This window comes from Bacillus sp. NS1 (assembly GCF_058248265.1).
Window position 1 is genome coordinate 585,838 of record NZ_JBZAZF010000002.1, and the last position, 14,877, is coordinate 600,714.

Below are 14,877 nucleotides of genomic sequence, written 5' to 3' on the forward strand. Positions count from 1 at the left end.
AAATAAAAAAGATAAATACATAAAAACCATAGGTAATGGAAGTTAGAAGCAGGGAAGAGGATGTTATGTTAAAAAAAATGCTAAAATCTTATGATTACTCACTGATATTCGCAATTGTTTTACTATGCGGATTCGGTTTAGTGATGGTATACAGCTCAAGCATGATTACCGCTGTCTCTCGATACGGAGTAAGCAGTAATTTTTTCTTCATGCGGCAGCTGTTTGCTTTAATTGCAGGTGGCGCTCTTTTTATTCTCATGGCTTTGTTTCCTTATAAAGCACTGGCCCACCAAAAGTTTCAGAAGGCGATACTGCTAGTTTCTGTTCTTGCGCTTATCTCGCTGTTTATATTCGGGCATGTAGCCGGAAACGCGCAAAGCTGGTTTAAAATCGGCGGAATGAGTATCCAGCCGGGGGAATTTGTTAAACTGGTAGTGATTTTATATCTTGCAGCTGTATATGCCAAGAAACAAAGCTATATCGACCATCTGTTAACTGGAGTAGCACCTCCGGTAGTCATGACGCTTGTGATTTGCGGGTTAATTGCGATGCAGCCAGATTTCGGTACAGCCATGATTATCGGCCTAATTGCGACGTGCATGATCTTGTGCTCAGGCTTCAGCGGAAAGACGCTGGCGAGGCTTGTTTTGCTGGGCGGAATTGTTTTCATTTTAGTCAGCCCGATTATCTATTTAAATCAGGACAAGATTTTAACTGAAGGCCGTTTAGCGCGTTTTGAGAGTCTTGAAGACCCATTTAAGTATGCAAATTCATCAGGTTTGCAAGTGATCAATTCTTATTATGCGATCGGCTCAGGTGGTATTTTCGGCCTAGGGCTAGGTGAAAGTATCCAAAAATACGGATATCTGCCTGAATCACACACTGACTTTATTATGGCTGTTATAGCCGAAGAACTTGGTATATTTGGGGTATTGTTTGTGATTTTCCTACTGGGCTTTGTCGTAATAAAAGGGTTTTATATAGCCAGAAAATGCGAGGACCCGTTTGGAAGTCTACTAGCAATCGGCATTTCGAGCATGATTGCCATACAATCGTTTATTAATCTTGGCGGTGTCAGCGGATTAATTCCGATTACAGGGGTTACGCTGCCATTTATCAGTTACGGGGGCTCTTCTTTAGTGCTGCTCTTGGCGAGTATGGGGATATTAGCAAATATCAGCATGTTTGTGAAATATTCAGAGAATAAGAAAAAGAGAGAGCCCTTGGCGCCGAAGGGTATGAAAAAGAAACAGCTCAAAAAAACTGTTTATCAGTAAAAAACAAGTGTGTACAGGGGAAGGATATTCCGCTATGATAGATTATATTCCATTCGGGTAAGGGGGAGAAAAGTTTGTCACAGCAATCGATACAGAAAGTATTAGTAGCAAACAGGGGAGAAATTGCAATCCGAATATTCCGGGCGTGCACCGAGTTGAATATTCGTACAGTTGCGGTCTATTCAAAAGAAGATTCCGGTTCCTACCATCGGTACAAAGCGGATGAAGCATATCTGGTCGGTGAAGGGAAAAAACCGATTGATGCTTACCTGGATATTGAGGGTATCATTGATATTGCGAAAAGAAACAAAGTCGATGCGATTCATCCGGGATATGGTTTCTTATCTGAAAATATCCATTTCGCGAAAAGATGTGAAGAAGAAGGTATCGTGTTCATTGGCCCGAAGTCCGAACATCTAGATATGTTTGGTGACAAAGTAAAAGCGCGTGAGCAGGCAGAAAAAGCTGGAATCCCTGTGATTCCAGGAAGCGACGGACCTGCAGAAACGCTTGAAGCAGTCGAACAATTTGGACAGACTAACGGTTATCCGATTATCATTAAAGCTTCACTGGGCGGCGGCGGCCGCGGTATGCGGATTGTCAGATCTGAAAACGAAGTCAAAGAAGCATATGAGCGTGCAAAATCAGAGGCGAAAGCAGCCTTTGGCAATGATGAAGTTTATGTAGAAAAATTGATTGAAAATCCGAAACATATTGAGGTTCAGGTGATTGGGGACAAGCAGGGCAATGTCGTCCACCTTTTTGAGAGGGACTGTTCTGTTCAAAGGCGCCACCAAAAAGTCATCGAAGTGGCGCCGAGTGTCTCGCTGTCACCTGAATTAAGAGACCAAATTTGTGAAGCGGCAGTTGCGCTTGCAAAAAATGTAAACTATATAAACGCGGGTACGGTAGAATTCCTTGTTGCAAACAACGAATTCTACTTTATTGAAGTAAACCCTCGCGTACAAGTTGAACACACGATTACAGAAATGATTACAGGTGTCGATATCGTTCAAACACAGATCCTTGTTGCTCAGGGGCACAGCCTTCACAGCAAAAAAGTAAATATTCCTGAGCAAAAGGACATCTCTACAATCGGCTATGCTATTCAGTCACGGGTTACGACTGAGGATCCGCAAAATGATTTCATGCCTGATACAGGAAAAATCATGGCATATCGCTCAGGCGGCGGTTTTGGAGTTCGTCTTGATACCGGAAACAGCTTTCAAGGCGCCGTGATTACGCCATATTATGATTCACTTCTCGTTAAGCTTTCAACTTGGGCTTTAACGTTTGAACAGGCGGCGGCCAAAATGGTCCGAAACCTTCAGGAGTTTAGAATCAGAGGCATTAAAACAAACATTCCGTTCCTTGAGAACGTTGCAAAGCATGAGAAGTTCCTGACAGGGCAATATGATACGTCTTTTATTGATACAACACCTGAATTATTTATTTTTCCTAAACAGAAAGACCGCGGAACAAAAATGCTCACATACATCGGCAATGTGACAGTGAACGGTTTCCCAGGGATCGGAAAAAAAGAAAAACCGGCGTTTGACAAACCGTTAAACGTAAAAGTAGACATAGATCAGCAGCCTGCCATAGGAACAAAGCAAATTCTCGATGAAAAAGGTGCTGAAGGGCTTGCAAATTGGGTTAAGGAGCAGAAATCTGTCCTTTTAACTGATACAACATTCAGAGACGCTCACCAATCACTATTGGCGACGAGATTCAGATCACATGATTTGAAAAAAATCGCGAATCCGACGGCTGTGTTATGGCCTGAGCTATTCAGTATGGAAATGTGGGGAGGCGCGACCTTCGATGTAGCCTACCGATTCCTGAAAGAAGATCCGTGGAAGCGTTTGGAGGACCTTCGCAAAGAAGTGCCGAATACCTTATTCCAAATGCTGCTTCGCTCATCAAACGCGGTCGGCTATACGAATTATCCGGATAATGTGATTAAAGAATTTGTGAAGCAATCTGCTCAATCCGGTATTGATGTGTTCCGTATTTTCGACAGCTTAAACTGGGTAAAAGGGATGACATTAGCCATTGATGCCGTTCGGGATACCGGCAAAGTGGCTGAAGCTGCGATTTGTTATACAGGAGATATCCTTGACAAGAACCGCACGAAATATGATCTTGCTTATTATACGTCGATGGCGAAGGAGCTTGAGGCTGCCGGAGCCCATATTCTTGGAATTAAAGATATGGCAGGGCTGTTAAAACCGCAGGCTGCATATGAACTCGTTTCTGCTTTGAAAGAGACGATCGACATTCCGGTTCACCTTCATACGCATGATACGAGCGGCAACGGTATTTATATGTATGCGAAGGCAGTTGAAGCTGGCGTTGATATCATAGACGTGGCGGTCAGCTCAATGGCGGGATTAACGTCTCAGCCAAGCGCGAGCGGTTTTTATCATGCGATGGAAGGGAACGCCCGCCGTCCGGAAATGAATGTCCAAAACGTTGAAATGCTGTCCCAATATTGGGAGTCAGTTCGTAAATACTATAACGAATTTGAAAGCGGAATGAAGTCTCCGCATACTGAAATTTATGAGCATGAAATGCCTGGAGGCCAATACAGCAACCTGCAGCAGCAGGCGAAGGGAGTAGGCCTAGGCGACCGCTGGAATGAAGTCAAAGAAATGTACAGACGCGTCAACGATATGTTCGGCGACATCGTGAAGGTCACGCCTTCCTCTAAAGTAGTCGGAGATATGGCGCTCTACATGGTGCAAAACAATCTGACTGAAAAGGACGTTTACGAAAAAGGCGAACAATTAGATTTCCCTGATTCTGTCGTCGAGCTTTTCAAAGGAAACATCGGCCAGGCTCATGGCGGATTCCCGGAAAAATTACAAAAGCTGATCTTAAAAGGACAGGAGCCGATTACGGTCAGACCGGGAGAACTGCTTGAGCCAGTATCCTTTGAAGCGATCAAACAGGAATTTAAAGAGCAGCATAACTTGGAGATTTCAGATCAAGATGCTGTGGCGTATGCCCTTTATCCTAAAGTCTTCTCTGATTATGTGAAAACGGCAGAAAGCTATGGAGACATTTCGGTATTAGATACGCCGACATTCTTCTATGGCATGACATTAGGTGAAGAAATAGAAATGGAAATTGAGCGCGGAAAAACGCTGATCGTTAAGCTGATTTCAATCGGTGAGCCTCAGCCTGATGCCACTCGCGTCATTTATTTCGAACTGAACGGGCAGCCACGTGAGGTCGTCATCAAAGATGAAAGCATTAAGTCTTCTGTTCAGGAAAGGCTAAAAGCGGATCGGACAAATCCAAGCCACATTGCAGCCTCCATGCCGGGAACGGTTATTAAGGTATTGACTGAAGCAGGTACAAAAGTCAATAAAGGTGATCATTTGATGATCAATGAAGCGATGAAAATGGAAACAACGGTTCAGGCGCCTTTCTCAGGAACAATCAAGCAGGTTCATGTGAAAAATGGCGAGCCGATCCAAACGGGTGATCTGCTTCTCGAAATTGAAAAAGCATAATAAACCGGAGTGTATATCATTTGATATACACTCTTGTTTTTTATGCGAAAGGAAGGTAAATGAAATTTGTGATTGTATGGTCTAGAAGAGATCTAAGGCTTTAAGACAATACAGCACTATAACAACCATTTCGTATTCAAAACAAAAACAGGCTGATCTGCTGCCGATCTTTCAGATGTTTTGTAGTATGATATGAGCCATAAATATTTTTTTAAGGCCTATCTGTTTTTTGTATGAAGCATGGCAAAAGGCTCTATCTGTACCTTTTTATCATGAAGCAATACTTATGTTTCGCAGGCTGTGATGGATTCATATGAATTTAATCATGATGACCAAAAATACGGAGCGCAGCGAGCCGCTCATTGATCATTAAGTTCAGCGAAGGGTGGCCTTTGAAACGTATGAAACTGCAAAAAACATGACATAAAAAAAGACCAAAGCGCAGGTAGCTTTGGTCTAAAGTTATTATGATTGTCTTGATTCATAACGGAAGCGTGCAATTAATAACAAGAAGTAGCACAGAACGCCAAACAGGCAAGCAATAAAGAACGAGTGGGCAAGTGCAAAGCCCAGAGCCAGTTCAGAGTAAACGATCATAATACCGGAAAGCGCCTGTAATGTGATAAAAATAAGACATGAGATCCATCCCCAAAAGATCTGCTTTTGATCTTTATAGGAAGTAATAGCGTGAACAGCGGCCACAATAACCCATACAAACAAGAGCAATGCTGCTGTTCTGTGGCCCATTTGCACCCATTCATGGAATTGAGTCGGAAGTCCATTGTTCAGCGGACTGCATAGCGGCACATCAGGACATGCCAGACTTGATTCAGTATGTCTTACATATGCGCCTGTATACACAACGATATAGGAATATATTAAAATTCCTATCATGTGAAACTGCATTTTTTTGCCGATTTGAAGCGGTTTAACCAGTTTTCTAACTGATTTATCCGCTTCAAATATGAGCAATGTCAAAATGAGCACTGAAGCAAAAGAAATCAGTGAGATGCCAAAGTGAAGCGCCATAATCAGCGCGTTTGAACCGAATACGACAGCCAATGCGCCAAGCAGTGCCTGTAAAAATAAAAAGATAATAGACATGATCGCGAGAAACGTTGTTTCACGGAAAATCGGCGTGATTTTTCTCCATGACCAAAACGCAAGGCTTAACACTAGGATAATAGAGATCCCGCTTGCGAATCGGTGGCTCCATTCAATAATTGAAGCCGGATTCATTTCAGGGAAAAAACGGCCGTGACACAAAGGCCATTGTCTTCCGCACCCTTGGCCGGAACCTGTTTTTGTAACGAGAGCTCCCCCGATTAAAACAATAAGCATGACAAATGTTGTCAGAACACCGAGAGCTTTTAATGCTTTATTCATACAATATTCACCTTCTTAACATACTGCTGCGATTTTATATACGTTCCAAGTGTAAGCGAATATGTGTTTTGTGGCAATTCTTAGAGCCTTTTGTTCACAAAAATATAATAGAATGACGGCTTCCGTAAAATGTACACTTGATTATTCATGCCGGGTCTGATAGAAATAAGGTAAACGCACTGCCGATTTGGTGATTGCCTTCATCTTTGGTAAAATTCATAAAAAGTTCACAAATAAATTCCGGTTTGTCGTTTAATATTTAATAGGATGTTTTTTTACAAGATGTTATCTTGTATGATAGAGTTGCAGGTTTTTTTATTCTCCTGCGTTAGGTTTGTAAGGGAGGTTTACGTTATGGCTAACTCCAGAATCTTAAATGATACAGCTATAGACGGACAAATTGAAGAAACAACGGCATGGAAAGATTTTCTGTCCCTTATTAAAATAGGGATCGTCAATTCTAATCTCATCACGACTTTTACTGGAATGTGGCTTGCACTGCATATTTCCGGTTTGAGTTTTTTAGGCAATATAAACACCGTTCTTCTTACATTAATCGGGTCTTCTCTGATTATTGCGGGCTCCTGCGCGATCAATAACTGGTATGACCGGGACATTGACCATCTTATGGAGCGCACGAAAGTAAGACCGACGGTTACAGGTAAAATTCAGCCGAATCAGGCGTTATGGTCTGGAATTTTGCTGGTTGCTTTAGGATTGATCATGCTGCTAATGACAACTGTAATGGCTGCTGTTATCGGTTTTATCGGAGTCTTTACGTATGTTGTACTGTACACGATGTGGACGAAACGCCGCTATACGATTAACACAGTAGTAGGAAGTGTTTCCGGTGCAGTGCCGCCGCTTATTGGATGGACGGCAGTGGAAGGAAATATCGGTGTCGTAGCATGGGTATTATTCATGATTTTATTTATTTGGCAGATTCCTCATTTCTTAGCATTGGCTATTAAGAAAACGGAGGATTACAGAGCTGCAAATATTCCGATGCTTCCTGTTGTATACGGGTTTGAAGTGACAAAAAGACAAATTATTGTGTGGGTTGCGTGCCTGATGCCGCTTCCGTTTTTCCTTGGAAGCCTTGGCCTTCCGATTGTCATCCTCGGCTTGCTGTTAAATATTGGCTGGCTGATTCTCGGCTTGATGGGTTTCCGCTCCAAGAATATCATGAAGTGGGCAACGCAGATGTTCGTTTACTCGCTTAACTACATGACAATCTATTTCGTTGCCATGGTTGTCTTAACTCTTTTCTAAAAAATAGATACGTTGCTTGTTTTATTACTTCAAAATAAACGATGACAACTAGTAAATGCCGCCTTGACCTCTTGTTTAATCAGGCGGCTTTACTTTTATACATAGATGGCATTTTGAGTAAAAATACTCATAATTTAAGAGAAGAGGAAATGTAAGTGCTTTATTGTCGATAGGCTGGATTGCGATGGATTTCGAATCTGCTTTCCGCCTTTGTATTGACCAGAAAAGGGGTTGGGTGAAATGGTAAAGCATTGGCGTCTTATTTTATTATTAGCCTTAGTGCCGCTTCTATTAAGCGGATGTGGAAAACCTTTTTTATCCACGCTCAAGCCTGCTGGCGAGGTGGCTGATAAACAGTATGACCTGACAGTGCTCAGCACATTGATTATGGTGGTTGTTGTTGCAGTAGTATCTGTTATCTTCTTTTATGTGATTGTGAGATTCAGAAGATCACGGGTCGGTGAGAACACGATACCGAAACAGGTAGAGGGGAACAAATTTTTAGAAATCACATGGACCGTGATCCCGATTTTGCTGCTCATTATTCTTGTGATCCCTGTCGTATTATATACGCTTGAGCTAGCAGATACATCACCAATGGATAAGAAAAGCCGCAAAGCTGAGGATACGCTTGTAGTCAATGTCCGGGCAAATTTATATTGGTGGGAGTTTGAATATCCTGATTACGGCATTATCACAAGCCAGGAGCTGATTGTGCCGACAGACCAGCGGGTATATTTTAATTTAAAAGCTTCAGATGTAAAACATTCCTTCTGGATTCCTTCGGTTGGAGGAAAACTAGATACGAATACGGATAATGAAAATAAGTTTTTCCTGACATTTGATTCAAAACGAAGCAAAGAGGCAGGAGATATGTTTTTTGGGAAGTGTGCAGAGCTTTGCGGCCCTTCACACGCGCTGATGGATTTTAAGGTAAAGACGATGTCTGCAAAAGAATTCCAGGGCTGGACAAAAGAAATGAAAAACTATAAGTCTACAACAGAGAGTGATTTGGCTAAGCAGGGCGAAGAACTGTTTAAAGAGAAGAACTGTCTGAGCTGCCATGCGGTAGAGCCGAATGATAAACGTGCAGAAGCAGCAAGAACGGCACCTAACTTAGCGACCTTCGGTGAAAGGGCGAAAGTGGCAGGGGTGAAAGACGCCAATGAAGAAAATGTGAAGGCTTGGCTGAAGGATCCTGAGAGCATAAAACCGGGTAACAAAATGACAGGAACATATCCGAAGCTCTCAGACAGTGAAACAGATGCGCTTTATGAATACTTAAAAGGCTTAAAAACGGAAAGCAAGTAGGGAAGAAAGGGAGATATTGGGGGAGGTCACATATGTTGAATGCGCTTACAGAAAAACGGACGCGCGGATCTATACTTTGGGATTATTTGACGACGGTGGACCATAAAAAAATCGCAATTCTTTACTTAATCGCCGGGGGATTCTTCTTTCTTGTCGGGGGAATTGAAGCGATGTTTATCAGAATTCAGCTTGCAAAACCTGAAAATGCTTTTCTCAGTGCCCAAGCGTACAATGAAGTAATGACAATGCATGGGACGACAATGATCTTTCTGGCTGCGATGCCGCTCTTATTTGCCTTGATGAATGCGGTCGTGCCTTTGCAGATTGGGGCTCGCGACGTTTCGTTTCCATTTTTAAACTCGCTCGGTTTTTGGCTCTTCTTTTTCGGGGGCATTTTCTTAAATCTAAGCTGGTTTTTGGGAGGGGCGCCAGACGCGGGCTGGACGTCATACGCCTCACTTTCGCTTCATTCTGAAGGGCACGGCATAGACTTTTTCGTCCTCGGACTGCAAATATCGGGGCTCGGGACGCTGATAGCCGGGATTAACTTTTTGGCCACGATTATCAACATGAGGGCTCCGGGCATGACATACATGAGGCTGCCTTTGTTTACATGGACGACATTTGTGGCTTCGGCATTGATTTTGTTTGCATTTCCGCCGCTTACGGTCGGATTGGCACTGATGATGCTGGATCGGCTGTTCGGCACCAATTTCTTTAATCCGGAGCTTGGCGGGAATACGGTCATTTGGGAGCATTTATTTTGGATCTTTGGCCATCCGGAGGTTTATATCTTAATTTTGCCTGCATTCGGTATTTTTTCAGAGGTCATCCCTGTGTTTGCCAGAAAGCGTTTGTTTGGGTACTCATCAATGGTTTTTGCCATCGTGCTCATTGGCTTTCTGGGCTTTATGGTTTGGGTGCATCACATGTTTACGACAGGACTCGGCCCGATTGCAAATGCGATTTTTGCGGTTGCCACAATGGCTATCGCGATACCGACCGGGATTAAGATTTTTAACTGGCTTTTGACGATCTGGGGAGGAAATGTAAAGTATACGACAGCAATGCTGTATGCCGTCTCATTTATTCCGTCCTTCGTGCTCGGCGGTGTGACGGGAGTCATGCTGGCAGCAGCAGCAGCTGATTATCAGTTCCATGATACGTATTTTGTGGTGGCACACTTCCACTATGTCATTATTGGCGGCGTGGTATTCGGCCTTTTAGCCGGTGTTCATTTCTGGTGGCCGAAAATGTTCGGTAAAATTCTGCATGAGACGATGGGGAAAATTTCATTTGTATTGTTTTTTATCGGCTTTCACCTCACGTTTTTCATTCAGCATTTTGTCGGTTTAATGGGGATGCCGCGCCGGGTTTATACGTTTTTGCCAGGCCAGGGTCTTGAAACCGGCAATCTGATCAGTACAATCGGGGCGTTTTTTATGGCGGCAGCTGTTATTCTTCTGCTGGTCAATGTCATTTGGACGTCAGTAAAAGGCGAATATGTCGGAGCTGATCCATGGCAGGACGGACGTACCCTTGAATGGACCGTTTCTTCACCGCCGCCTGAGTATAACTTTAAACAGCTTCCTTTTGTCAGAGGGCTTGATCCGTTTTGGATCGAGAAGCAGGCAGGACACAAATCAATGACACCGGCTGAACCGGTTGATGATATTCATATGCCAAACGGCTCAATCCTACCGTTTATCATTTCCTTCGGCCTCTTTGTCGCAGCGTTCGGGCTGCTGTACAGAAGCGATCACGCTTGGGGGCTGCCGGTGATCTTTATCGGACTCGGCATCACATTTATTACGATGCTGCTTCGCTCAGTAATTGATGACCACGGCTATCATATTCATAAAGAGGAACTGCCGAACGATGATAAAGGGGTGAAGGCATAATGCAAATTGAAGAAAAATTCACCGCAGAAACCTTTCCAGCTTCTCCCGAAAAAGTAACACTGGAAGGGAAAAATAAATTTTTAGGCTTTTGGCTTTTTCTTGGGGGAGAGACAGTTTTGTTCGCGTCTCTCTTCGCAACGTTTCTTGCACTCCGGAATTCAAACGCAGGTGACCCGCCTACGACGGAAATGTTCGATGTAACACTTGTGTTTATCGCCACAATGCTGCTACTAACGAGCAGTTTAACGAGTGTATACGCGATGTACCATATGAAGAACTTTTCTTTCGGCAAAATGCAGCTTTGGCTGGGAATTACGATCTTGTTGGGAGCTGGCTTTTTAGGGCTGGAAATCTATGAGTTTAAGCATTATACCCATGAGTTTGGCTTTACGATCACAAGCTCTGCGCTCGGTTCCGCGTTTTACACGCTTGTCGGTACACATGGCGCCCACGTGGCATTTGGGCTTATGTGGATCAGCACGCTGATGATTCGCAATGCCAAGAGAGGGCTGAACCTGTATACGGCGCCTAAGTTTTATGTTGCCAGTCTTTATTGGCACTTTATTGATGTAGTGTGGGTCTTCATCTTTACCGTTGTATATTTAATGGGGATGGTGGGATAAACATGGTCGGTAAAAAAAACAAAGGGCATATCAACAGCGACCTTGAATTTAAGAAAAAGAAGCACGCTCAGGAGATGAAATATCAGGTTCTGTCATTTGGTTTAATGATCGGTCTTACGATTGTTGCATTCCTGACAGTGGCAACGGACGGTGTAGGCAGCTGGTTTACGATTCCTTTCATTATTTTGCTTGCAGCAATTCAAGTCATTTTCCAGCTGTATTATTTTATGCATATGAACCAAAAAGGGCATGAGGCACCGGCAATGTTTTTGTATTCAGGCATGTTTGTCGCTTTCATCACTGTGCTTGCGTTTGTCACAATTATATGGTGGTAATTTGAACAGCTGCCGGAGGTGAAAAGATGAATCAGTTAGACGTGTTTGGGTTTCGCGCGATGTGGAGCCCTTATCTTTTTTGTATCCTGTTGGGCATTACAGTGCTTTATCTCTATTTTTACAGGCGAATGTCTTCAAAACCAAATCGAATAACGGGTAAAGAAATGGTGTGCTTTCTATCGGCGATGCTGTTTTTGTATGCAGCCGAGGGGAGTCCGGTAGATTTACTTGGACATATTATGTTCAGCGCGCATATGGTGCAAATGGCTGTCCTGTATTTGGTCGTCCCGCCGTTATTGATCGCGGGAATTCCTGCATGGCTCTGGGAGAAAATCATTTTCAGGCCTGCTATTAAACCGGTTTTTTCATTTTTTACGACACCTTTAATTGCTTTGCTTTTGTTTAACGGCATTTTTTCTTTATATCACGTTCCATTTATATTTGATACTGTCAAAACGGATCCGTTTTACCATACATTAACGACTTGGCTTATCTTTGTACTTGCGTTTTTGATGTGGTGGCCGCTTGTTCATAAGGTCAAGCGTCTTCGGCAGCTCAGCGGCTTGATGAAGCTGGGATATATTATGGCGGACGGTATGCTGCTCACACCTGCTTGTGCGCTGATCATGTTCAGTGGCGCGCCGTTATATGCCACCTATACAGATCCGTCTGCGTGGGCTGAGGCGATGAAGCTATGTGTGCCCGCGGATATGATGGGGCAGGTCCCATTAACAGGACCGGAGATGTTAAATACACTGCCTTTGTTAGAGGATCAGCAGCTCGGAGCAGTTATGATGAAAATCATTCAGGAAATTGTGTACGGCACTTTTTTAGCGATTGTCTTTTTCCAATGGGTGAAGAAAGAAAGGGAAAAGGACGGGCAGGAGGAGCCGCCGTATATTCAGCAAACGATATCATAAAAGGTACAGCGAAAAATGCTGTACCTTTTCATTACATTTGAACTGTTTTTAGCATGTCGGATATGTCCTGAATCAGTGCCTTGCTTTTTGTCACAACCTGTACGGGAAACTCTTCAGTTTCTCCATATTCTACTCCGTGCGGGTAGTAATGCTTGCCTAAGAGAGGGGACATTAATTGAATCACGGCGCGGCCGCTTCCAACATCGCCCTCTGTCGCAATGCCTTGTATCCGCAGGTAAAACGTACCCTCAATCGTCGAAAACTTCTTGTCATAGGTGACTCTTTCGTAATCCCATTGCCCCGCTCTGACGAGACCTTTGCTTTCCATCAAGTCGTCTAGCCAGCTGAGCTCAGCCTTTACCCCTTCAAGTCCGCTTTCAGTAAACTTCAACACTGACCCCTCCTTATAAAAATTACCTTTCCTGACAATCATAGTATGAAAGCGTTAAACTTTCAATGAATCTTCTTCTTTTGCAAGTATGCAAAAATTAAATTTTGACGACAATAGCACTAGACTAAAGGAGGTTATACGGATGACAAAAATAAAAGATCTGATGACAGCCGACTTGCAATATTGCACGGTATTAGATAATGTATATGAAGCTGCGGTAAAGATGAAAGACGCGAATGTAGGTGCAATTCCGGTAGTTGATGAGGATGGAGAAACACTGGTCGGCATCGTGACCGACCGTGATCTCGTGTTAAGAGGAATCGCCATAAAAAAACCAAACTCGCAAAAAATCACTGACGCGATGACCGAAAAACCTGTCAGTGTAGAGGAAGATGCTTCAGTCGATGAGGTTCTTCATTTGATGGCATCCCATCAGCTCAGAAGGATACCTGTTACAAAAAACAAAAAGTTGACTGGAATTGTCACGCTTGGTGACCTTTCTTTATCTGAACAAACGAATGAACGTGCCGGCAGCGCCTTATCGGATATTTCCGAAGGTGATAATAGAGAAGAAGGCTTTTTTCATTAACACATAAATCTTTGACATGTTAAATAGGCTGTATTGTAATGAGATGTAAGGTAAGACAATGTAATTCGCCACGGGGGTGATAGATTGAAAAATATATTGAGAGCAATTGTTATCCTCTTGATTATCTGCGGAACTTATGTTCTGTTTATTCAATATGGATCTGTTCCTGAACAAAAATCAAATGATAGCGAGCCTCAAGTGTCTAACGAGGAAGCGCAAAGCGGCAAACGAATACATATGCCGACTTCTGGATTATTGTCCTTTATGGGCAAGTCCTCCGATAAAGTAACGAAAAAGCTTGGGGAACCAGAACGCATTGACCCTTCAGCTTATGATTACGACTGGTGGGTATACAATCAAGGAAAGGACCAGTATGTCCAAATCGGGGTATTAAACCATAAAGTGGTCACATTATTTGCTACTGGGAATGATATTAACGCAAAGCCTTTCAAAATTGGTGAATCAACCGGAGAAGTATTCAAGACGACCCAGGTGGCACCGTTTGTGAATGTAGATTATAAAGGAAATTCCTATCGGTTTGAGTTTTCTGAAGAGGATATCAATACCAGGCCGACTGTTAAGGTAGGAAAGATGTATGTCCAGCTGTATATGGACAAATTTGAGGGGAAACTATCCAGCATCAGGGCGTTTGATGCACAAACCTTTGTAAAGCAAAGACCTTATGAGGTTGTGTACCGTGGTGAGTTAATGAAACCGGAAGCTGTTTCAGATGATAAGTGGAAAAAGATCCAAACGACGAGCGAAAAGCAAATACTTGATTTGACGAACGTCATACGCGTCAAACATGGGCTTGCGAAGCTTGAGTGGGATCAGCCGACGGCGGAAGTTGCCTTTGGGCATAGCCAGGATATGAAGGAAAATAATTATTTCTCCCATGTCTCTAAAAAATACGGCACGCTGAAAGACCGCTTAGAAGAAGGGGATGTTGACTTTCAGCAAGCGGGAGAAAATATTGCATACAATTATGTAGACGGTCCGGCTGCTGTAGAAGGCTGGCTAAATAGCGAAGGGCATCGAAAAGCCCTCCTGAACTCAGATTATACGCATCTCGGGGTCGGAGTAGACCGAAAATATTACACCCAAAATTTTATTAAGCGATGGTAATGAAAAGCCGCGGGCGAATGGTTCCGCGGCTTTTCTAATTTTGCAAAAGCTTGATGGTTTGAATACATGTGCTGATAGTAATAGGGGAGGCCGATTCCCATTCCTTCAATAAGGCTTTTCACGAGTGACGGAAAAAGCTAAAAATTCTCATTCGTGAATGAATATAGGCGAACACAATGCCTCACAAAACGATACATTGTAGTAGGTACGATTTTCGGAGGGGGTG

The 14,877-nt window shown here is 43.3% G+C and carries 12 protein-coding genes; 10 read left to right on the forward strand and 2 right to left on the reverse strand.

The genetic code is table 11. The annotated features are described in order from the left end of the window. Positions 1–65 precede the first annotated feature (65 nt). Both ftsW and pyc read left to right on the forward strand, forming a co-directional pair. Positions 66–1,277 carry a cell division protein FtsW gene (gene ftsW / locus AC4CV5_RS08580; RefSeq protein WP_490922479.1) on the forward strand — a complete coding sequence of 404 codons (1,212 nt, stop codon included), beginning with the start codon at positions 66–68 and terminating at the stop codon, positions 1,275–1,277. A gap of 74 nt (positions 1,278–1,351) precedes the next feature. Continuing rightward, on the forward strand, positions 1,352–4,798 hold the full coding sequence (pyc, locus tag AC4CV5_RS08585; protein WP_490922480.1) for a pyruvate carboxylase: 3,447 nt from the start codon (positions 1,352–1,354) through the stop codon (positions 4,796–4,798). A gap of 465 nt (positions 4,799–5,263) precedes the next feature. Here the strand turns inward: pyc and ctaA are convergent, their stop codons facing one another. Further along, on the reverse strand, positions 5,264–6,184 hold the full coding sequence (gene ctaA, locus AC4CV5_RS08590; protein ID WP_166853214.1) for a heme A synthase CtaA: 921 nt from the start codon (positions 6,182–6,184) through the stop codon (positions 5,264–5,266). Between the two features lie 354 nt (positions 6,185–6,538). Here ctaA and cyoE point away from each other — a divergent pair, with 354 nt between their 5' ends. The 6 genes from cyoE to ctaG all read left to right on the forward strand — a co-directional run bounded on the left by cyoE (position 6,539) and on the right by ctaG (position 12,546). Then, a complete protein-coding gene (gene cyoE / locus AC4CV5_RS08595; protein WP_003238752.1) occupies positions 6,539–7,456 on the forward strand; it encodes a heme o synthase in 918 nt (305 codons plus the stop codon). Between the two features lie 240 nt (positions 7,457–7,696). Next, the gene (gene coxB, locus AC4CV5_RS08600; RefSeq protein ID WP_166853212.1) at positions 7,697–8,767 is read left to right on the forward strand and encodes a cytochrome c oxidase subunit II; all 1,071 of its coding nucleotides are present in this window, start codon (positions 7,697–7,699) and stop codon (positions 8,765–8,767) included. Positions 8,768–8,799: 32 nt separating this feature from the next. Further along, a complete protein-coding gene (gene ctaD / locus AC4CV5_RS08605; RefSeq protein WP_222142774.1) occupies positions 8,800–10,668 on the forward strand; it encodes a cytochrome c oxidase subunit I in 1,869 nt (622 codons plus the stop codon). After that, positions 10,668–11,291: a cytochrome c oxidase subunit III gene (gene ctaE, locus AC4CV5_RS08610; protein ID WP_003221354.1), complete on the forward strand. Its 624-nt coding sequence runs from the start codon at positions 10,668–10,670 to the stop codon at positions 11,289–11,291. Before ctaD ends, ctaE begins: the two co-directional genes overlap by 1 nt. A gap of 2 nt (positions 11,292–11,293) precedes the next feature. Further along, on the forward strand, positions 11,294–11,626 hold the full coding sequence (gene ctaF / locus AC4CV5_RS08615; protein ID WP_166853208.1) for a cytochrome c oxidase subunit IVB: 333 nt from the start codon (positions 11,294–11,296) through the stop codon (positions 11,624–11,626). Positions 11,627–11,652: 26 nt separating this feature from the next. Further along, positions 11,653–12,546, forward strand: coding sequence for a cytochrome c oxidase assembly factor CtaG (ctaG, locus tag AC4CV5_RS08620; protein ID WP_222142775.1), 894 nt, complete (start codon positions 11,653–11,655; stop codon positions 12,544–12,546). Between the two features lie 31 nt (positions 12,547–12,577). On the opposite strand, the gene AC4CV5_RS08625 is transcribed toward ctaG, so the two are convergent. Next, positions 12,578–12,940, reverse strand: coding sequence for a YugN family protein (locus AC4CV5_RS08625; protein WP_166853204.1), 363 nt, complete (start codon positions 12,938–12,940; stop codon positions 12,578–12,580). A gap of 139 nt (positions 12,941–13,079) precedes the next feature. Between AC4CV5_RS08625 and AC4CV5_RS08630 the strand changes: the two genes are divergently transcribed. Next, positions 13,080–13,526, forward strand: a complete 447-nt coding sequence (locus AC4CV5_RS08630; protein ID WP_003221362.1) for a CBS domain-containing protein — start codon at positions 13,080–13,082, stop codon at positions 13,524–13,526. 84 nt (positions 13,527–13,610) lie between these two features. Further along, positions 13,611–14,651, forward strand: a complete 1,041-nt coding sequence (locus AC4CV5_RS08635; protein WP_490922481.1) for a CAP domain-containing protein — start codon at positions 13,611–13,613, stop codon at positions 14,649–14,651. Positions 14,652–14,877 lie beyond the last annotated feature (226 nt).

Excerpts from the sequence above, each read along its gene's own strand:
- ctaF (WP_166853208.1), top strand. The coding sequence starts at position 11,294 with ATGGTCGGTAAAAAAAACAAAGGGCATATCAACAGCGACCTTGAATTT.
- ctaD (WP_222142774.1), top strand. The coding sequence starts at position 8,800 with ATGTTGAATGCGCTTACAGAAAAACGGACGCGCGGATCTATACTTTGG.
- ctaE (WP_003221354.1), top strand. The coding sequence starts at position 10,668 with ATGCAAATTGAAGAAAAATTCACCGCAGAAACCTTTCCAGCTTCTCCC.
- coxB (WP_166853212.1), top strand. The coding sequence starts at position 7,697 with ATGGTAAAGCATTGGCGTCTTATTTTATTATTAGCCTTAGTGCCGCTT.
- ctaA (WP_166853214.1), bottom strand. The coding sequence starts at position 6,184 with ATGAATAAAGCATTAAAAGCTCTCGGTGTTCTGACAACATTTGTCATG.
- ctaG (WP_222142775.1), top strand. The coding sequence starts at position 11,653 with ATGAATCAGTTAGACGTGTTTGGGTTTCGCGCGATGTGGAGCCCTTAT.
- cyoE (WP_003238752.1), top strand. The coding sequence starts at position 6,539 with ATGGCTAACTCCAGAATCTTAAATGATACAGCTATAGACGGACAAATT.
- ftsW (WP_490922479.1), top strand. The coding sequence starts at position 66 with ATGTTAAAAAAAATGCTAAAATCTTATGATTACTCACTGATATTCGCA.
- AC4CV5_RS08630 (WP_003221362.1), top strand. The coding sequence starts at position 13,080 with ATGACAAAAATAAAAGATCTGATGACAGCCGACTTGCAATATTGCACG.